Origin of the sequence: Actinomadura terrae, from assembly GCF_022751215.1 — a bacterium.
GTDB lineage: Bacteria > Actinomycetota > Actinomycetes > Streptosporangiales > Streptosporangiaceae > Spirillospora > Spirillospora terrae.
Genome location: NZ_JAICDG010000001.1, coordinates 2,115,099 through 2,133,251, shown reverse-complemented (window position 1 = coordinate 2,133,251; position 18,153 = coordinate 2,115,099). Strand labels below are relative to the sequence as shown.

Here is an 18,153-nt window from a genome sequence, read left to right as displayed (position 1 = left end):
TCGCCGCCGGTTGCGCGCGCGGGGGACTTTCCGAGGCGAGGAGCGGATTCAGGCGCGCTCGACCGCCTCCGTTGAGGCGTCGGCAGCCGGGCCGGACGCCTCGTCCTCCTCCTGGTGCTCGCCTTTGGTGTTGGTGGCGCGCAGGGCGATCACGGCCGCCGCGACGATGAAGGCGGCCGCGCCGAGCAGGGCGCGCTGGAAGCCCTCGGTGAGGGCGACGGCGGGCGGGGCGCCGTCGGCGAGCAGGTCGTCGGTGCGGGAGGTGGCCATCGCCGAGAAGATCGCCAGGCCCAGCGCCCCGCCGACCTGGCTGGAGGCGTTGATCAGCGCGGCGGCCAGGCCCGCCCGGTCGGCGGGCACCCCGGCGTTGGCCGCCGTGGTGACCGCGACGAACACCAGCGCGAGGCCCACGCCGACGACCACCAGGCCCGGTAGCAGGTCCCGGAGGTAGCTCCCCTCCACCGGGCACCGCGCCAGCATCCCCATGCCGACCGCGCCGACCAGCAGCCCGGCGATGATGAGCGGACGGGTCCCGACCCTCGGGATCAACCCCGCGGTGAGCCCCGACCCCGCGCCGACGGCGACGGTGAGCGGCAGGTAGGCCAGGCCTGTCCTGACCGGCGAGTAGTGCAGGACCAGCTGCATGTAGAGGCTGAGGAAGAAGAACATGGCGATGAATCCCGCCATCGCGACGAACTGCGCCACGTCGGCGCCCGGCAGCCCCCTGATCCTGAAGATCGACAGCGGCAGCAGGGGGTTCCGGCTCCGCGCCTCGTTGGCCACGAACAGCGCGAGCAGCGCCAGGGCCCCGGCGATCGACGCCCACGTCCGAGCGGTGTCCCAGCCCTTCTCGGGCGCCTCGACCAGCGCGTACACCAGCAGCAGCATGCCGCCGGTGGCGAGGACCGCGCCGGGCAGGTCGAAGGTGCGCAGGGCCGCCTTCCGCCGGTCGTCGGCGAGCAGCCACAGCGCCCCGGCGACGATGACCGCGACGGCGGGCGGGTTCACCCACATCACCCAGCGCCAGCCGGGGCCGTCGGTGAGCGCGCCGCCGGCCAGCACGCCGATCGCGGAGGCGGCCCCGGCGACGCCTCCCCACACGCCGAGGGCGGCGGCGCGGTCCCGGCCGACGAAGGCGGTGGTCAGCACCGACAGCGCGGCCGGGGACATCAGCGCCGCGCCGAGCCCCTGGGCGAGCCGGGCGGCGATCATCGTCTCCTCGTTCTGGGCGAGCCCGCCGAGCACCGAGGCGACCCCGAACAGGGCGGTGCCGGCCACCAGCACGCGGCGCCGTCCGAGCAGGTCGGCGAACCGTCCGCCGAGCAGCATGAACCCGCCGTAGGTGAGCAGGTAGCCGGACGGCACCCACTGGAGGGACTGCTGGGAGAAGTCGAGGTCCGCCTTCATCTCGGGCAGGGCGACGTTCACGATCGAGGCGTCGATGAGGTCGACGAAGGCGACCAGGCAGAGCAGGGCCAGGATGATCCTGCCGCGCCCGGTGCCGAGGAATCCGAGCCGGCCGGGGCCGACCGGGTCGTCCGCGAGCTGGGTCATGTGAGTCTTCCTTCTCGATTCCGCAGGCCGGGCTCAGCCGAGCACCGGGTGGTTGCCGCGCACGACCCCGCCCGGGTCGCGTTCGCGCTTGATCGCCCGCAGCCGGTCCAGGGTGCGCGGCTCGAACGCCGCCGCTGCCTTCTCCTCGGGCGCGAGCAGCGTGAACGGTTTCGGCCCGCCGCTCAGCGACAGCGTGTCGGCGAGCGCCCGCCGCCGGGCGATGCCGGGCTCGGGTGGGCCGAACGGGACGGTCATCATGGAGATCAGGAACGGGTCCTCGACCGGCCCGGCCGCCCCCGTCGAGGCGGCCAGCGCCCCGCCCAGGTGGCGCACCTGGACGGCGATCAGCGGCGGCAGCTCCCCCGCGGCCCGCGCCAGCGCGTACACCGTCGTGTCGTCCAGGTCGGTCAGCATCTCGGTACGGGCGCGCAGGGGCGCGGGGTCGACGGGGTCGCCGGTGATGTCGCCGAGTTCCACCGGCCGCCGCGCGCGGCGGGTGTCGAGCACGGGGGCGCCGGCGGCCTCCAGCGGCTTCAGCAGCCGTCCGGCCTCCTCGGCGGCGCCGACGAAGGTGGAGTCCACGATGACCATCGGCTGCCCGTCCGGAACGGGCGGCCGGAACAGGCGCAGCCACACCGTCAGCTGGGGCGGGGCGTTCCAGGTCACCTCGCGGAAGGCGGCCAGCACCCGGGCGGCCTGCTCGCCCGGCCACATCATCTGCCCGCCCTGGACGAGTCCCGCCTCCTGGAGCCCGAACTCCATCGCCGTGACGATCGCGAAGTCGCCGCCGCCTCCGCGCAGCGCCCAGAACAGGTCCGGGTCGGTCTCGGCGTCCACCCGCACCGTGTCACCGTCGGCGGTGACCACGTCGAACGCGGTGACATGGTCGGAGGCGCGGCCCCAGCGGCGCGAGAACCACGACAGGCCGCCGCCCAGCGTGTAGCCGACGACGCTGGTGTGGGGGGCGCTGCCGAGCAGGCCGGTCAGCCCGTGCGGCGACGCGACCTCCTGGACGCGCGACCACGGGACCCCCGCGCCGACGCGGACGGCCGCCCCGCCGGGATCGATGGACACCTCGTCCAGCGCGCGGGTGCGCAGGAGGATCGTGCCGTCGCCGAGCGGCGCCGCCCCGTGCCCGCTCGGCTGGGCGGTCACGGCCAGCCCGTGCTCACGGGCGAAGCGCACGACCGCGACCACGTCGCCCGCGTGCTCGGCCTCGACGACCGCGTCCACCCGCTGGTCGACGGACAGGTTCCACGGCGTCCGGGCAGCGTCGTAGCCGGCGTCGCCGGGCAGCAGCACCGGGCCCACGACACGGTCGCGGAGATCGTTCAGGATGCCGTCGCGCATGCTCACCGCGCTCCTTCGGTAAGGGTCTCGTCGTCGAGGAAGGTCAGGTCCAGGCGGGCCAGGCGTTCCCTGTCGCCGAGGATGTCGATCTCGGTGATCAGGCCGTCCTGGACGGTGAAGGCCAGCACGGCCGCGTCGTTGGCGAGCCCGGCGACGCCGTTCACCAGGACGGGCCGGGTGTTGTGCGCCAGGCGGCGGAACACGGCGGCCTGCTGCGCCACCGCGGGCGCTCCGGCGATGACGCGCAGGACGCCGGTGTCGGCGCGCAGCACGACGTCCGGGGCGAGGACGCGCACGAGCCCCCCGATGTCGCCGTCGCGGGTGGCGGCGAGGAACGCGTCCACGACCCTGCGCTGGCGCGCCGGATCCGGATCGGGCAGGGCGCCGCTGCCGCGCACCCGCCGCCGGGCCCGGCTGGCGGCCTTGCGGGCGGCCTCGGGGGAACGCTCCACCATCCGGGCGATCTCGTCGTAGCCCACGCCGAACATGTCGTGCAGGACGAAGGTCAGGCGCTCGGTGGGCGTGAGCGTGTCGAGCACCACCAGCAGCGCGAGCCCGAGCGAGTCGGCCAGCAGCACCGACTCCTCCGGGGAGGGCGTGCGGTCGGCCGGGGTGACGATCGGGTCCGGCAGGCACTCGGCCAGCTCGGCCAGGCCGCTCTCCCGCCGCCCCCGGCGCGCCTTCAGCAGGTTGAGGCTGACCCTGCCGACCACGGTGGTCAGCCAGCCGCCCAGATTGTCGATCTCCGCCCGGTCGGAGCGGTGCAGCCGCAGCCACGCCTCCTGGACGGCGTCCTCGGCCTCGGTCAGCGAACCGAGCACGCGGTAGGCGACCGACCGCAGATGCGGCCGGAGGCGCTCGAACTCCTCGGCGACGAACGGGTCGCCGGACGGGTCGGTCATGTGGTCGCACCACCTTTGGTCTGGCAGTCCGGTTCGGGAGCGGGTGCTCCGCGTTCTCCTCCCTGACCTCGGCGAGGCGCCCCCTGTGACCGGACGCCGCTATGACGCCGGTCACGCCGCTGACGTCCCGTTGTGATCCAGGTCACTGTGGAGGGCAGTCACATCCGGTGGGCGGCGCCGGTCAACGCAAACGACCGCACAAATGTTCGAGGAGGCACGACGGGACGCCGCCTGACCGGCCGCCCCTCTCCTCCCGGCCACCTCCTGAGAGACGTACATGACCGAGACATCCGTGAACCGGCTCCCCGAGCCGCCGCGAGCGGCGCCCGCGCCGCTTCCCCCGTCCCACTGGAACCGCTACATCGCCGCCGTCACCGGCAGGCGCTCCAAATGGGCGGTCCTGGCCGCCTGGCTGCTCGTCCTGATGGTCGCCGGCGGGTTCGCCGCCAAGCTCTCCCAGGTGCAGGACAACGATCCGGCGTCCTGGCTGCCCGCCGACTCCCAGTCCACCCGGGCCGTCGAGATCGCCGAGCGGCACTTCGCCGACCACGACCGCGCCACCGCCGTCGTCGTCTACACCCGCGACGCCGGGCTCACCCCGGCCGACCTGGCCAAGGTCGACGCCGACCGCGGGACGGCGCCCGGCGCGACCGCGGAGACCAGGTCCGCCGACGGCAAGTCGGTCCTGTTCAGCGCGCCCGTCCCGATGGCCCCCAACGACAACGAGGTGCTCGGCGACGCCGTCGACAAGCTGAGGAGGACGACCTCCGCAGGCGCGCCGTCCGGGCTGGACGTCCGCGTCACCGGCCAGGCGGGCACCATCGCCGACTTCATCGACGCCTACTCCGGCATGGACGGCGCCCTGCTGGGCGTCACCCTCGCGATCGTCACCCTCGTCCTCCTCGTCACCTACCGCAGCCCCGTGCTGTGGCTGGTCCCGCTCCTGTCGACGTTCCTCGGCACCTGGATCGCCACCGGCGTGGTCTACCTGCTCGCCAAGCACGCGGGCCTGAAGGTGGACGGCCAGTCCAGCTACGTCCTGACGGTGCTCGCCCTCGGCGTCGGCACCGACTACGCGCTGCTCCTCATCGCCCGCTACCGCGAGGAGCTGGGCCGGCGCGCCGACCGCCACGAGGCGATGGCGCACGCGCTGCACCGCTGCCTGCCCGCCGTCACCGCCTCGGCCGCCACCGTCGTGATCGCGTCGCTGTGCCTGGTCTTCGGGAAGATGAACAACACCCAGGGCCTGGGCCCGGTCATCGCGATCGGCGTCGCCGTCGTCTGCCTGGCCGCCGTGTCCCTGCTGCCCGCACTGCTGATCTGCCTCGGCCGCTGGGTGTTCTGGCCCCGGCGGCCCACCGTCCGGACCTCGCCCTCCCCCGACACCGGCTCGGGCCTGTGGCGGCGCCTGGCCACGGCCGTCGACGCGCACCCGCGCCGGATCTGGGTCGGCACCGCCGTGATCCTGGCCGCCCTGGCGGCGGCGTCGTTCACCCTGGACTCCGGCCAGCGGCTCGACGAGCAGTTCACCAAGACCACCGACGCCATCGCGGGACAGCGCCAGATCGGCCGCCACTTCGCCGCCGGATCATCCGAGCCCGCCGACATCTACGTCGCCGACGCCCAGGCCGCGACGACACTGGCCCGCGTCGCCAAGGTCCCCGGCGTCGCCGCCGTCGCCAAGGAGCGCGCGGCGGGCGGCTACACCCACCTGACCGCCGTCTTCGCCGACGAACCCGACACCCCGTCGGCCCGCGCCACCATCACCCGCATCCGCGACGCCCTGGACGGCAGCGGAGCCGTCGTCGGCGGGCAGACGGCCGTCGCGCTGGACACCTCGCACGCCCAGGGCACCGAGGAGGCCGTCCTCATCCCGCTGATCCTCGCCGTGGTCCTGCTCATGCTCGTCCTGCTGCTGCGCGCCGTCACCGCGTCCCTGCTGCTCATCGCGTCCGTCGTGCTCTCCTACGGCGCGGCCCTCGGCCTGGCGGGCCTGCTGTACCGGGCGCTCGGCCACCCGCACATCGACCGCGGCCTCCTGCTGTTCGGCTTCCTGTTCCTGGTCGCCCTGGGCATCGACTACACGATCTTCCTGATGTCCCGGGCGAGAGAGGAGGCCCAGCTCCACGGGCACCGGGCGGGCATCCGCGACGGCCTGAGCCTCACCGGCGGCGTCATCACCAGCGCCGGCCTCGTCCTCGCCGCCACCTTCAGCGTCCTGGTCGTTCTCCCGACCGTCGGCGCCCTCCAGCAGGGCCTGCTCATCGCCGGAGGCGTCCTCCTCGACACCCTCGCCGTCCGCAGCCTGCTCGTCCCCGCCCTGGCACTGGACGCGGGCAAACGCATCTGGTGGCCCACCAGACTAGAAGACTGACCCCACCCCGGCCCCCTTGCCAGGCGGAATCCCGCCCAGCCGACGGCCGCACCGACGCCTCCTGGACCGCCGTAACCCGGTACGCACACACCCGCAGACTGCGCTAGAGTAATCACGCCTGCTCCGCCAGGCACCGGGACGTAGCGCAGTTTGGCAGCGCACTTGACTGGGGGTCAAGGGGTCGTGGGTTCAAATCCCGCCGTCCCGACAGCGACACGAAAGCCCGCCGATCTTGGCTTTAGCCAGGTCAGCGGGCTTATTCGCGTCTAGCATCGCAGCGCAGCGGGTTGATCCGACCGCCCGAAGCTGGGGACCATTTGGAGACCTGCGCACGCTCAAGTGCAGGCTGAGCGCCTCTCCCGCGTCTGTGATCGACTGCATGTCCGGGTGCAGGTACCGCTGCGTGGTGGTGAGTGAACCGTGGCCGGCGATCTCCCGCAGGACGTGCACCGGAACGCCCGCGTCGGCCATCCAGGTCAACTTCGTGTGCCGGAGGTCGTGGCGCCGCAGGTGCTCATAGCCGAGCCTCTCTACGACCTCGTCCCAGTCACCTTGGCGCCGTGATCAACGGCGAACCGGATGGCCTTGTCCCAGACGGCGACATTGGCGTTGATCGGCATGATCTTCGACTCGGGGGCGACTCCCACGAAACCGGTGCCGGTCCCCTGACTCGCGATCAAGCTCGCCATCGCCGTTCCGTGCGAATCGTCCAACACCGAGGAGGAACCCACCTGACCGTCCCCGCCGCCGGTCTCCGCGTTCGTCCCGGGAACCATTGCCGCTTGCAGATCCGGAAGCCTCCCGTTCACGCCGTTGCCGCCGCACCACGCCCTGATCGAGCAGGGCCCCTCGACGACGCCCAAACCCTCGGCGTATCTGATGTCGGTTCGGACGCAGGTCGCCGACTGGTGGTAGCGCACTGCCTGGCATCCGATAGTAAAGAAATATTTACTTAGTTTCAGTAAACCGCCCCACTTCCTTCTGCGCCACCTGCCGGGTTCGACTTTTTTCAAGATCTGGTTGAGTGCTCACTCACTGTAATTCGCAGAAAAGTGATTGATCGCGGAATCTACGTCTGCTTAACATCACGGCACCGCACTGAGGAAGCGCTCGATTACATATCGAAGTGCAGGACACAGGAGAGGCGGGCAGCGACTCGATGCGTTCCACTCCTTTAAGCCCCGGCATGGTATTCGGCCCTGCCCGGCGTCGAATGGGCGGCGTGCTCCTCGTCGCCGCGCTCACTGCCGGCTGCTCGGCGACCGCCCCTGACGGCCATACCGCCGAGCCGCGGACGCGGCTCTCGCAGGCCGAAAGCGATCTCCTCTATGTGGCCGAGCAGCGCTTGATCCAGGAATGCATGAAGGGCCGCGGCTTCGAGTACTTCGTCGTGCCGCCTCCCGCCCGGTCGCGACCGCAGGCCGAGCAGCCCTATGGGAGCAACGACGTCGCCCGGGCCGGGACGGACGGCTACTCCCAGAGGGGCACCGCGTCCGAAGTTCCACGGGACAGGTCGAACGGCCGTTACATAGCGGGCCTGTCCAAGGATCGCCGGGAACTTTACCGGCGAGCCCTGGACGGCACCGACCCGTCCGCGATCACCGTGGAAGTGCCCGAACTCGGAACCATATTCACCAGCGCCGACGGCTGCCAGTCCAAGGCCCGTCAGCGCCTCTACGGGGACCAGAGGAAATGGATCCGGGCCAAGGTCATCATCACCAACCTGCCGGCGAGCACCTTCTCTGACCTGCAGAAGGATCCGGCTTACTCGGCGGCGCTCGGGGCCTGGCGCTCCTGCATGAGCGGCCGGGGATTCCACTATTCCAGCCCGGCGGACGCCGCCAGGGCTATGACCGCCGCGCGCGGGTCGACCACGCAGTCCGTTCGGCCAGCCGAGCGCCGTACCGCCGTCGCCGATGCGCAATGCAATGCTTCGTCCCAGCTCACGGTGGTCGGCGCGCAGCGCCACCAGGGCCTGATCAACCTGGCAGCCCGTGGACGCTTTCGGAACGAGGCCGCCGTCTACGGCGACGTCATAGCCAAGGCCTTGGCACGCGCCACGAAGCTTTCCGGCTGATGAGGGCGTCCGTCACGTCCGCTCCTCCCCGATCCCGCGCCCCTCCCGCCGCATTCCGGCGCGCCTCCGAGAGACCGCGCCGCCGCAATCCTCCTCACGAACCGCGCAATCCAACCGAACCAATCGAGGTGCAGAACAATGCGAAAGATCATTCATGCGATCGCGGGAGCCGGTGCGACCGTCGCGGCCCTGACCGCGCTGCCCGCGACCGCCGCGCACGCCGCCGCACCCGTGTGGTACCACGGCGCGGCCCCCAACGGCTGCGCCTACGGGTCGCTGTGCGTCTACCGGGACATCGACTTCAATCCGGCCGGATATCCCGTCGCGAACATCCCCGGTAGCGTCAAGGACTGGCGGGTGAACTACTCGTGGGTCGCCGAAGAGGACTCGTCCTGGTACAACAACGGAACGCCGGACTACCCCTCGTCGGTCATCATCTACGCGACGCTCAACTGGCACGGCGGCTATCAGCTCTGTCTCGACCGCGGCTGGGGCGCGCGATACTTCTCGGACCTGAATGACAACAGCCTGTCGAACAAATGGGTCGGGGGCTGCTGACCGGGTGGTGAGGCGGGGCGACGCCGCTGCGGCCGGGATCCTCGTGGTCGCGCCAGGCCGGCCGTGGCGACCACGGTGCTGACGGCGCGGCGGCGGCACCGATACTGCTAGGTAGGCGGCCCCTCAGCGGCCGGGGCGGCTAGCGCCTTAGCTGTGCACACCCAGCTGTAGGCACCACGACGACGGCCGCGCGTCCCGTGCATGCGCACGTCCAACGAAGGGCCGAGTTCCGCATCACAGAGAGTGAAAAGGGGAAGCGGATCTGGATCGAATTCGATTGGACCGGCGCCCCGTTTCGGTAGGCCGGGCCCGCTGTGCTCGGTTGGGTCCGGTGAGGGGGCGGAGTCGGCCGGTTCCGCCCCCTCGCAAGGACTCACTGGAGCACGACGGTGGCTCCGCATCGGCGGAGAAGCTGCACAATATCCTCAAAGTAGGAGATATCACTTGTCGGACCGTCGATCTCCTCGGCCAGCGCTCGACGTGCCACCTCGGAGTCATGCCAGATCAGGGTGAACGGCGGGGCTACCCCGAAGCCGCCGCCCAGGCAGTCTTTGAAAGCGTTCCACTCCCGGCCGAAGTAGTGACCAGGGCCCAGGAGTGCCTCGGCGACCGCACAGTGCAGCCCTGGAATGTCGGTGACGAAACGACCGTCGAGATGGTGGCGGCCCCCCGACCGATCCGGCTTGGGCGCGGGCAGCCGAAAGGCGCGGGTAGTGAGGCCGATCCATTCGAGCCTGCCCGCCGCGTCATAAGGCGCCCACAGGTTCGGTTCGGTCGGCGGGCCCTGATACCACTGATCCCAGACCGGGCGGATCGCTGGGAGAGGACGGTCGTCTCCACCGTTGGCCAAGGTGATGTCGACCAGGGCGCCACCCAGGACGGACGGGCGGGCACCGGCGATGGCCAGCCCTACGACGTGGGAGGCCATGACGGCGCCATGACGGTCCAGGACCAGAAGGTGAGCCCAGTCCCGTTCCCATGCCCGCGGACGCCGCAGAACCGCGAGGAGAGGCTCGGCGGGTTCGCAGCCGACCAGTTCCAGGGCGACGGGGGCTGGGGCTGGTCGCTGCTTGAACAGTCCGTCGACTGCCAGGCACTCTCCCGCCCCTCCAGCAGCCGCGGTCGTTCCGGCGAACAGCTCGAAGCGCGGCGCCGCAGGGAGCTGGAGAAAGCTCTCCTCATGCTGGACACCGGCTCCGAGCACGATGTCGTACCGCGTCGCATCGCCGGGATGGGGCTGACGCGCGATCACGACCGCGTCGAGGAGGGTCCACCACTGCACGGGCCGCTCATCGTCCCAGACCTCGACGCACACCTCACCCGGACGTTGAGCCGAGACATCGTCGCTGAACAGGGCGTCCTTCAGCGGGCCGTCGGGGCGACAGCCAAGCAGAGTGATGATCTCCCGCCGTGGCGGGACGGGATCGACGAACAACCCCTCCACGCCGGCAGCCTTGCCCCAGAACCGCTCAACGCCATCCTCGTCCTCCCGGGCCAGGAGATACCGCACCGGCACCTTCCGACCCCATCCGACATGACTCGCGACCTGCACCTCAGCCCCCGAATTCATAGATCATCGACCCCGGACTCCCGAAGTTGCTGAAGGCACTGCAATCCTCGGCGCCTCGGTGGAGCGCTTCCTGGCAGCGCCAGCATGCAGCGCCAGCAGTCGCTTGGTGTGGGGAACCTCGCTCACTCGATCCTCCAGGCGGTGCTCCTACCGTGCTCCGCTGCAATCATGGGGCGCGTGCTTTCACTGACGATGAACGATGCCGCGGCCGACATGCTCGGGGTGCTGAGCGGGCGGGCGGACCTCGAGCCTCCCGGCGGCCTCGCGGCGGGCCTCCGAGAACGTGCGAGCCGGGGAATCGTCCGCCGGGGGAAGGTGTTGACCTGGGCATCCTCGACCGGAGGAGCAGCGGGCGCGCCCTCGTTCTTCAAGGACCTGACCGCCTGGGAGTGCTCCGACAGTTCCTTCCACCTGGAGGACGCCGTCCCGGTCGATGTTCGGACCGTCGATGACGCACCCATGATCAACGAAGCCGATCAGCGGATCCTCCTTCTGCATGGCCTCGCGTTCGCCTTTGAGTTCAGCCGATTGGTTTACGCCCTCGACCCGCCCAGCCCCGTGCGCTGCATCTTGGGCGCGAACGACAGCAACGCCACCTTCCGGTTCCACCAGATCAGACCCGGACAATTCGGGCACGCCCCCGACCTCGACACCTACCGACTCGACAAGATGATCGTGCTCGATGTCGAACCGGCCGGCACCCGATGACCCAGCAGCCGCCACGGCGGCAGATCGTTGCCGTAAGGGCGCAGTGCGCCGCGAGGTCATTCCAGGTTTGGATCCGAGGGCACGTCCATCGGGTGCATCTCGCCGCGGATGTCCTCCAGGCGGGCCCGTCCGCGACCTCGTCTCGCCAGCCCACCGCGGCCGGAAAAGGGGGCGGTGTTCTGACCAGGGGCTGCCGCCCGACCGACACCAGCCAACAAGTCCCGACGACCGCGCCGTCCGGTGTCACCTAGCAGGTTTTCAAAGGGGTGGCGCTGCCGTTCTCAGCTGCGGCTGGGCCGCTGGTGACCCGGGGCGAGGTCGTGCGCTGCCACGTGCACATTCCGGTGGCGCGCTGATCACGATGACGCAGATCAGCACACGGTGCGGCACCATCCCGCGGGGCGGCCTGGACGAGCTGCGCGCCCGTCCACGCCAACCGTCCCGCGCCCGCGGGGAGCCGGGTCGGCCTGGCCGTGCCGGATCATGCCCATCAGCAGCTCGACGGCGACCATGAGCGTGACCGCTGACCATGCGGCGATGACCGCGCCGACGGACCCGTCGCGACACGGCGGAGGGCGTTCACGGCGACGGTCGTATCGATTCCCCAGGACGAGCGTGAACCACGCCAGGGCGGGCACCTGGAGGTTCCGGCAGGCGCTGTCGAGCATCACCATGGACGCGACGTAGACCAGCCGTCGATCGTCAGCGGGCCGCCCGGTCGCGCCCGGCTCCCGTAAGCGGTGCCGCCCCCACCAGCCAGCGGAGTCGCCGTCCTTCCCCATTGCTCGGTGGCCTTGGACTGGGCGATGATCTTCCGGGCCCCCTTTATGAACGAGTGCTCGCGCCGAGCGCTCGTGCCGTGCGGTACTCCAGGTCGAGCCGGGCCGCTGTGGGCTCCGGGGCGGTGCCGTCGCCTTCAGTTCCGTCTACCGCTGTGTCACGGCGGGCCCCGCGTCCTGGCCGCCGCTCGTGGACTCGATGAATAGCAGCGCGACGGCCAGCGGGCCTCCCGGGATGGGATCCCGGCTCCCCTGGCTCAAGGCCCCGACCAGTGCTTCGTTCACCACGTCCGGGGGTCGCCCCGAGCTGGACTTTTTCGGGACCATGACCCACGCCACGGATCGTCTGGACGGCATCGGAACCTTTGTATCCCTCTGGAGGCGCCCTTCCAGGTCGGCTCTGGAGCGCGGTAGGGACGACCTCCACGCTGCTCCGCCCGACGACCGTAGGATGACGTTCCTCGACGGCTTGGTGCGATCCACGACGCCTGTCGCTGCCGCTAGTCTGCCTTGCGGTAGGAACCTCGTGCCGGCGCCATGCCATCCTTATTTCGCTTCATGGATTGCCCGTGCGATTCGCTGGACGAAATCAATGATTCTTGGGCCCCATCGCGAGGCCGTGTCGGCGTTCAGCTCCACTATGCGGCCTTGGCCGCGCACGGCAGCGATCTTCTGCCAGCCAGGCCTGGCTCGCACGGCTTCGACGTTCTGCCCGCAACACTTGGTGTCGGCCAGGAAGACGAAATCAGGGTCGCCCGCAATGATCTGCCTTGAAGTCAGTCGCGGATAACCCGAGTTGGCCATGTCGTAGCCATCGGCGATGTTCTGCATTCCGAAAAGTGCATATATGGAGCCGATGAAGGTGTTGGAGGTGGCAGTGTAGAAGCTTTTGTCGACCTCATGGAAGTACGTGCGCTCCGCGGTGCTCTTGGAGACGGAGGCCAGGGCAGCGGTGACCCGCGCACGCATGGTGCGAACCACCGACTTCGCTTGCCGCTCCCGACCGACTCGGCTGCCAAGATCTAGGATCGACGAGTAGACCTGATCGAGGTTGCGTGGCGCCTTCTGGACGAGCACGTCAACGTTCGCGTGTCGGAGCTGGTCAACGACGCCGGTGTTGGGGGCCGCCTCGTCAAGCTCGGTCATGACCACCAGGGTTGGTTTGTGCCGCATGATTTCCCGAAACGCAGGATTGATGGCGAAAAGTTTTTTGTCCACCTTGCCGCTGACCTGCGGCGGATAGTCGGAGACGTTGTCCACCGCGACGACCTGGTCCGCGGCGTCGACGGCGTAAAGGATTTCCGTGGCGGTAGGGGATAGAGAGACGATGCGGAGGCGCTCGCTACCGCCGCAGCCTGCGATGCCGACGAGCATCGCCCCCACCAGGATCACCCGGCAAAGTAGATTCCGCGTGTCGCTTCCGTTCACGTCTTCACCACCTTACGGCCCGTCCATCTGAATCCGCGGGGAAGCCGCGTCGTGTAATCGATCAGAATCGCCGAATTGATCTGGTCCAACTTTAGGCCCTTGGCTTCGAAAAGGTTGGTACCGGCGAGGACCACCTGGTTGAGGTCCGCTCCCGTGAGGTCAGCACCAGTAAGTTCCGCGCGGGTCAGGTTCGCACCCGACATGTAGGCGCCACGAAAAGTCGCGCCGGCGGCATGCACGTCGACCATGTGGGCGCCTTCGAGGTCTGCCCGAGTAAGATCGGTGCCTGCGAGTCCCGCCCGATCCAGGCGGACGCCCCCCAGCAGCGCCCTGGACAGGTGCGCACCGCCCAATGCGGCTCCTTCCATGGGAGAACCAGTGAAATCACTGCGCTCCAGGTGAGCACCAACAAAGCGAGCATCAGTCAGAATGGACACCTGAAGTTCGGCTCCGCGAAGCGTTGCACCACTGAAGTCAGCTCCACGGAGGCTCGCCCGGCGCAAATCTCCGTTCGTCAGGGTCGCCCCCTGGAAGACCGCGCCATCGAACTGCTTGAGCCTGAGATTCACGCCTGTCAGGTCAGTGCCGCTCAAATTTACGACCGGCACCCCCTCGCCCTGCGACTCGTGCTGGTCGAACCCAAGCGAGAAGGGAGGGGATCCTAGAAATTGGACAGCGTCACTCACGTCGGCATCCGGTTGATCGCGATGCTCGCCGCCCACCGGTGCGCGCTGACGGACATGATCGCATAACAGCGGCAGGATCTTCTTACGCCGCCGCGACTGGGACGCGAGATCCCGCAATGTAAGAACGCCGCTCACGCGTTGTGTCACGCCCGGCGCCTGTAGATCAGCGACTGCCGCCCTATACTCCTCTGTGGTGCGATTGTTCCGCTCTTGTCGGATCTGAGCCCGGCTCGCGTCGACACCCAGATATGCGACGATCGAGGCGCCAACGGCCGCCAGCGCGGTTGTCACATTGACGGCCAGCACCGCCTTGAATTCTCGGCGACTTACCGGCTCGGCAGACCCTGGAGTCTCCCGCTCGACAGAATTCTCTCTTTCCGGGCGGGAAGATCCTCGGCGACGATCTCTGGATCGTCTGCTCATCCGCGCCTCCTGACCTCGGATGCGGGACCACGCAAGCTTATGCTCTACTTCGCCACCATCGGCAATACCCGCACAAGGTGATGACAGATCCTGGGATGATGACCGATTCTGGTCCTTGGTTTTGCGTCCTGCGACGCATGGTCGCCATGAGAAGCGTTCATGAACATGTGACGCGTCAGGCGCTGTCGCGGACGAGAATGATCGATATCCGACGGAATTCGATGATCCGATTTAGCGGTGACGTCCCGCGGGACGGTCGTTGTCATCCGGCCGCTCTCGCGGCCCGGTGACCAGGCGCCTGTCCGGGTCCTGTCCAACGACGTCCGCGCGGCCCACCATCTCCTCGATCGACCGAGCGATCTACCAGCGCTGTGGGTTTTCGAGTGTGCCTCAATCAGGGACGGCGAGTCGTGGATCTTGTCACGGAGGCGCAACGACGTGATCCGGCCACTCTGCCAGGCTGGTTGAAAAATCACGTTCTGGAGGTGGTTCCCGTGCGTCGTGCACGTGGTCTGCTAGTCCTGTGCTGCCTCGTGGTGATGCTCGGCAGTACGGCCGCCGCCACCGCGGGCGCGGACGCCTCGGGCGGGCACTCCGGCGGCGGGCGCGGCGACTGGCCGAGCTGGCAGGGTGATCCCACCGGGTCGCGGTTCAACCGTGCCGAGCACCGGATAACCCCGGCCACCGTGGGACGGCTGAAGCTCAAATGGGCGTTCGCCTACCCGAAGACCGGGGCGTGGACGAAGAGCCAGCCCGCGGTGGTCGGCGACGACGTGTTCTTCGGCGGCCCGGACCGGATGTTCTACGCGGTCGACGCCAGGACCGGGAAGCAGAAGTGGCGGTTCGACATGGGGCCGGCGAGGCCCACCCCGCCGGACGGGGGCGTCGCGTTCAACGGCGCGACCGGGGCGGCGGTCGCGGACGGCAAGGTCTTCTTCGGCGACAGCAACGGCTACGTGTACGCGCTCGACCAGCGCACCGGAAAGCTGGTCTGGCGGGTGCAGACCGAGGACCATCCGCGCGGCTGGCATACCAGTTCGCCGCTGTACCACAAGGGCCGGATCTACATCGGCTCGTCCAGCAACGAGCACGGAGTCGACCAGAAGTACCCGTGCTGCACCTTCCGCGGGCACATCGACTCGCTCGACGCCGCGACCGGAGCGCTGGTGTGGCGCAGGTACACGGTTCCCGAACCGAAGCCGGTGGGCACCTGGCCCAGCGGCTCGACCCGGTACGAGCCGTCCGGCGCGGGCGTGTGGGGCTCGCCCGTCATCGACGAGGCGACCGGCACGCTGTACGTCGGCACCGGGCAGAACTACTCCGGGAACGGCGGGGACTTCGACACTCTGTTCGCGCTGGACGCGGCCACCGGCGCGGTGCGGTGGAAGCAGCAGGTCACCGACGCGGACAGCTGGCGCGATCTGTGCAACTTCCCCGACGGGGAGGGGTACTGCCCCGGCCTCAAGGACAACACCGCACTGGACTTCGACCTGGGCTCGACCCCGAACCTGTTCCCGGTGCACGGCCGCCTGTTGGTGGGGGTCGGCCAGAAGAGCGGCGTCTACCACGCCTTCGACGCGCGGACCGGCAAGGTGCGCTGGCGGCGGCAGCTCTCGGTTCCGTCACCGCTGGGCGGGGCCACCGGCATCCAGTGGGGCGCCAGCTATGACGGAACGCACCTGTACGCCGCCACCTACTACGCCGGTCCCGGCACGCTGAACGCCCTGGACCCGGCCACCGGCAAGGTGGTGTGGACGACGCCCAACCCGGCCGACGGCTGCACCCGGGGCGGCGCGGCGCAGTATCCCCAGCAGTGCGTCCTGGCCCACACCCCGGCAGTCACCTCAAGTCCCGGGCTGGTCTACGAGGGCAGCACCGACGGCAAGATGCGGGTGTACTCCGCGCGGACCGGCGCGGTGCTGTGGGAATACGACACCGTCCGGGATTTCGACGGTGTCAACGGGATTCCGGGACGCGGCGGCTCGATCGCTGGCAACGGCGGCGCGGTGGTCGCGCACGGAACGCTCTACGTCCAGACCGGATACGAGCCCATGTACCCGAGCGAGCGCGGAAACGTGCTGCTGGCCTTCGACCTGCCCTGAGGCCGGACCGGCGGTGAAATGTGAGCTGCGCAGGAGGTCGCAACCCGCGGACAAGTGCGTTTCGCGCGAGAAAGGACCGGGGCGGGCCTGTCCAACGCCTTTTGATGGCCTTGTTCGCGGGCGCGGCCTTTCACGGTACACCGGATAAAAGGATCTTGCTTGCCAGATGGCCACTGTCGGCTGTCTGCACGTGAACGCCGGGATGCCGGGTGATAGCGTGCGCGTGATTGCCAACTCCAGGGAAGGGGTTGACCCCATGGCCGCCTACAACTCGCCGGGGAACGCGACCGCAACGGAAGACGGCGCCGCCGCGCTCGAGCTGCGATCCTTCAATCCGTTCGGCCCTCATGTCGGCTCGGCCTACCGATTCCTGGAACAGGCCCGCGAACAGGAACCCATCTTCTTTTCCGAGCCAATGCAGTCGTGGTGCGTCACCCGATACGACGACATCAAGCGCATCGCCTCCGACTGGAAGACGTTCTCCTCCAGCGACGCGTTCCCCAGGCCCACCGGATTGCCGGAAATCGCGCAGCGGGCAGCGGACTTTCTGTTCGACAACACCATCGTGACGGTGGGAGATCCGCCACGGCACACGGCCGTGCGCCGGATCGTGCACCACGGTTTCAAGCCCGGCACCATCGCCGCGTTCGAACCGTCGATCCGGCGGATCATCACGGCCATCGCGGACCGCCTGCCCGAGTCCGGCGGCTTCGACCTGGTGAGCGAGTTCTCCTCGGTCGTCCCGCTGGAGGTCATCATGCACGTGACCGGCTTCCCGCCGAGCGAGCACGACAAGCTCCGCCGCTGGATAGCCGATGAGACGGTGCTGTTCGCGGGCAGCGCCGCGCTCGGCGAACGCGAACTGATCGACCACGGCCGGAGCTTCAACGAGGCGGTCGCCTACCTTCGCGAGCTGGTGGAGATCCGGCGGGCGGACCCGGGCGACGACCTGATCTCCTTGATGATCAACGGAGATCCGCACGGCCACGCGCTCAGCGTGGACGAGATCGTCATCCAGACGCTCGGGCTGGTCAGCGCCGGATGGGAGACCACCGGAAACGCGATCACCAATATCGTCAGCGCCCTTCTCCAACAGCCGTCTCGCTGGTCGGCTCTCGCGCGCGGAGAAGTCGCGATCGAGCAGGTCATCGCCGAGGGCCTGCGCTTCGACACCTCGGTCTTCGGGCTGTTCCGCACGGCGAAGCGGGACGTGACCGTCGGCGGTGTCACCTTCGCCGAAGGCGACAGGATCTTCCTCTTCTACGCGTCCGCCAACCACGACACCGACTATTTCGTGGCACCGGAGGAATTCCGTCTCGACCGGGCGAACGCGAAACAGCACCTCAGCTTCGGCCATGGAATCCACAACTGTATCGGCGCTCCACTGGCCCGGCTCGAACTCGAAATCGCCCTCGAACTGCTCGCCGACCGCTACCCCCAACTGCGCCTGGAGGACGACGGCCAAGCGCCCGCCTACAAGACTTTCAGCCAGCTCAAGGGGCCCACGACACTGCGCGTTGTCGCGTGATCGAATAGCCCGCCGCAATGGTGACGCCTCAGGCGTAGCCGACGTGCCACGTGGACCCTGTGCTCCGGGCGGCAGGCGCCTGGGTGGGTGACGGGTATGCCCCCAGCCGGGCGC

General features: G+C 69.2%; 15 protein-coding genes and 1 tRNA gene. 7 read left to right on the top strand and 9 right to left on the bottom strand.

The features are described from left to right. Nucleotides 1-48: 48 nt before the first annotated feature. From K2F47_RS09410 to K2F47_RS09400, 3 genes are read right to left on the bottom strand one after another with little or no spacing between them, the layout of a single operon-like run. Entirely contained in the window at nucleotides 49-1,554 is a 1,506-nt protein-coding gene (locus K2F47_RS09410) for an MFS transporter (protein ID WP_242902374.1), read from the bottom strand. Nucleotides 1,555-1,587: 33 nt separating this feature from the next. Beyond that, nucleotides 1,588-2,904 carry an FAD-binding oxidoreductase gene (locus K2F47_RS09405; RefSeq protein ID WP_242902373.1) on the bottom strand — a complete coding sequence of 439 codons (1,317 nt, stop codon included), beginning with the start codon at nucleotides 2,902-2,904 and terminating at the stop codon, nucleotides 1,588-1,590. Between the two features lie 2 nt (nucleotides 2,905-2,906). Then, nucleotides 2,907-3,806 carry a sigma-70 family RNA polymerase sigma factor gene (locus K2F47_RS09400; protein ID WP_242902372.1) on the bottom strand — a complete coding sequence of 300 codons (900 nt, stop codon included), beginning with the start codon at nucleotides 3,804-3,806 and terminating at the stop codon, nucleotides 2,907-2,909. Between the two features lie 277 nt (nucleotides 3,807-4,083). Between K2F47_RS09400 and K2F47_RS09395 the strand changes: the two genes are divergently transcribed. Both K2F47_RS09395 and K2F47_RS09390 read left to right on the top strand, forming a co-directional pair. After that, nucleotides 4,084-6,180, top strand: coding sequence for an MMPL family transporter (locus K2F47_RS09395; protein ID WP_242902371.1), 2,097 nt, complete (start codon nucleotides 4,084-4,086; stop codon nucleotides 6,178-6,180). Between the two features lie 134 nt (nucleotides 6,181-6,314). Further along, a tRNA-Pro gene (locus tag K2F47_RS09390) sits at nucleotides 6,315-6,388 on the top strand. On the opposite strand, the gene K2F47_RS41670 is transcribed toward K2F47_RS09390, so the two are convergent. Continuing rightward, complete coding sequence (locus K2F47_RS41670; RefSeq protein WP_372490839.1) at nucleotides 6,370-6,690, bottom strand: tyrosine-type recombinase/integrase; 321 nt, start codon at nucleotides 6,688-6,690, stop codon at nucleotides 6,370-6,372. The genes K2F47_RS09390 and K2F47_RS41670 overlap by 19 nt on opposite strands. Before the next feature lie 20 nt (nucleotides 6,691-6,710). After that, complete coding sequence (locus K2F47_RS09385) at nucleotides 6,711-7,043, bottom strand: S8 family serine peptidase (RefSeq protein ID WP_242902370.1); 333 nt, start codon at nucleotides 7,041-7,043, stop codon at nucleotides 6,711-6,713. Between the two features lie 359 nt (nucleotides 7,044-7,402). Between K2F47_RS09385 and K2F47_RS09380 the strand changes: the two genes are divergently transcribed. Together K2F47_RS09380 and K2F47_RS09375 are read left to right on the top strand one after the other, a co-directional pair. Continuing rightward, on the top strand, nucleotides 7,403-8,257 hold the full coding sequence (locus tag K2F47_RS09380) for a hypothetical protein (protein WP_242902369.1): 855 nt from the start codon (nucleotides 7,403-7,405) through the stop codon (nucleotides 8,255-8,257). A gap of 138 nt (nucleotides 8,258-8,395) precedes the next feature. Next, the gene (locus K2F47_RS09375) at nucleotides 8,396-8,815 is read left to right on the top strand and encodes a hypothetical protein (RefSeq protein WP_242902368.1); all 420 of its coding nucleotides are present in this window, start codon (nucleotides 8,396-8,398) and stop codon (nucleotides 8,813-8,815) included. Nucleotides 8,816-9,188: 373 nt separating this feature from the next. Here K2F47_RS09375 and K2F47_RS41305 read toward each other — a convergent pair whose 3' ends face one another. Next, nucleotides 9,189-10,325: a barstar family protein gene (locus K2F47_RS41305; protein WP_242902367.1), complete on the bottom strand. Its 1,137-nt coding sequence runs from the start codon at nucleotides 10,323-10,325 to the stop codon at nucleotides 9,189-9,191. 237 nt (nucleotides 10,326-10,562) lie between these two features. On the opposite strand from K2F47_RS41305, the gene K2F47_RS09365 reads away from it, so the two are divergent. Next, nucleotides 10,563-11,093 (top strand): PM0498 family protein, encoded by a 531-nt coding sequence (locus K2F47_RS09365; RefSeq protein ID WP_242902366.1) that lies wholly within the window; start codon nucleotides 10,563-10,565, stop codon nucleotides 11,091-11,093. Between the two features lie 371 nt (nucleotides 11,094-11,464). Here the strand turns inward: K2F47_RS09365 and K2F47_RS09360 are convergent, their stop codons facing one another. The 3 genes from K2F47_RS09360 to K2F47_RS09350 form a co-directional block, all read right to left on the bottom strand. Then, nucleotides 11,465-11,875 carry a hypothetical protein gene (locus K2F47_RS09360; protein WP_242902365.1) on the bottom strand — a complete coding sequence of 137 codons (411 nt, stop codon included), beginning with the start codon at nucleotides 11,873-11,875 and terminating at the stop codon, nucleotides 11,465-11,467. A 543-nt stretch (nucleotides 11,876-12,418) separates the two neighbouring features. Continuing rightward, nucleotides 12,419-13,300: an ABC transporter substrate-binding protein gene (locus K2F47_RS09355; RefSeq protein ID WP_242902364.1), complete on the bottom strand. Its 882-nt coding sequence runs from the start codon at nucleotides 13,298-13,300 to the stop codon at nucleotides 12,419-12,421. After that, nucleotides 13,297-14,292, bottom strand: a complete 996-nt coding sequence (locus K2F47_RS09350) for a pentapeptide repeat-containing protein (RefSeq protein WP_242902363.1) — start codon at nucleotides 14,290-14,292, stop codon at nucleotides 13,297-13,299. Before K2F47_RS09350 ends, K2F47_RS09355 begins: the two co-directional genes overlap by 4 nt. Before the next feature lie 611 nt (nucleotides 14,293-14,903). Here K2F47_RS09350 and K2F47_RS09345 point away from each other — a divergent pair. Both K2F47_RS09345 and K2F47_RS09340 read left to right on the top strand, forming a co-directional pair. Then, nucleotides 14,904-16,511, top strand: coding sequence for an outer membrane protein assembly factor BamB family protein (locus K2F47_RS09345; RefSeq protein ID WP_242902362.1), 1,608 nt, complete (start codon nucleotides 14,904-14,906; stop codon nucleotides 16,509-16,511). Between the two features lie 166 nt (nucleotides 16,512-16,677). Next, the gene (locus tag K2F47_RS09340) at nucleotides 16,678-18,039 is read left to right on the top strand and encodes a cytochrome P450 (RefSeq protein ID WP_242902361.1); all 1,362 of its coding nucleotides are present in this window, start codon (nucleotides 16,678-16,680) and stop codon (nucleotides 18,037-18,039) included. The last annotated feature ends 114 nt before the right edge of the window (nucleotides 18,040-18,153 follow it).

Coding starts and splice junctions, on each gene's coding strand:
- K2F47_RS09340 (WP_242902361.1), top strand. CDS start 16,678: ATGGCCACTGTCGGCTGTCTGCACGTGAACGCCGGGATGCCGGGTGAT.
- K2F47_RS09395 (WP_242902371.1), top strand. CDS start 4,084: ATGACCGAGACATCCGTGAACCGGCTCCCCGAGCCGCCGCGAGCGGCG.
- K2F47_RS09410 (WP_242902374.1), bottom strand. CDS start 1,554: ATGACCCAGCTCGCGGACGACCCGGTCGGCCCCGGCCGGCTCGGATTC.
- K2F47_RS09400 (WP_242902372.1), bottom strand. CDS start 3,806: ATGACCGACCCGTCCGGCGACCCGTTCGTCGCCGAGGAGTTCGAGCGC.
- K2F47_RS09405 (WP_242902373.1), bottom strand. CDS start 2,904: ATGCGCGACGGCATCCTGAACGATCTCCGCGACCGTGTCGTGGGCCCG.
- K2F47_RS09375 (WP_242902368.1), top strand. CDS start 8,396: ATGCGAAAGATCATTCATGCGATCGCGGGAGCCGGTGCGACCGTCGCG.
- K2F47_RS09360 (WP_242902365.1), bottom strand. CDS start 11,875: ATGGGGAAGGACGGCGACTCCGCTGGCTGGTGGGGGCGGCACCGCTTA.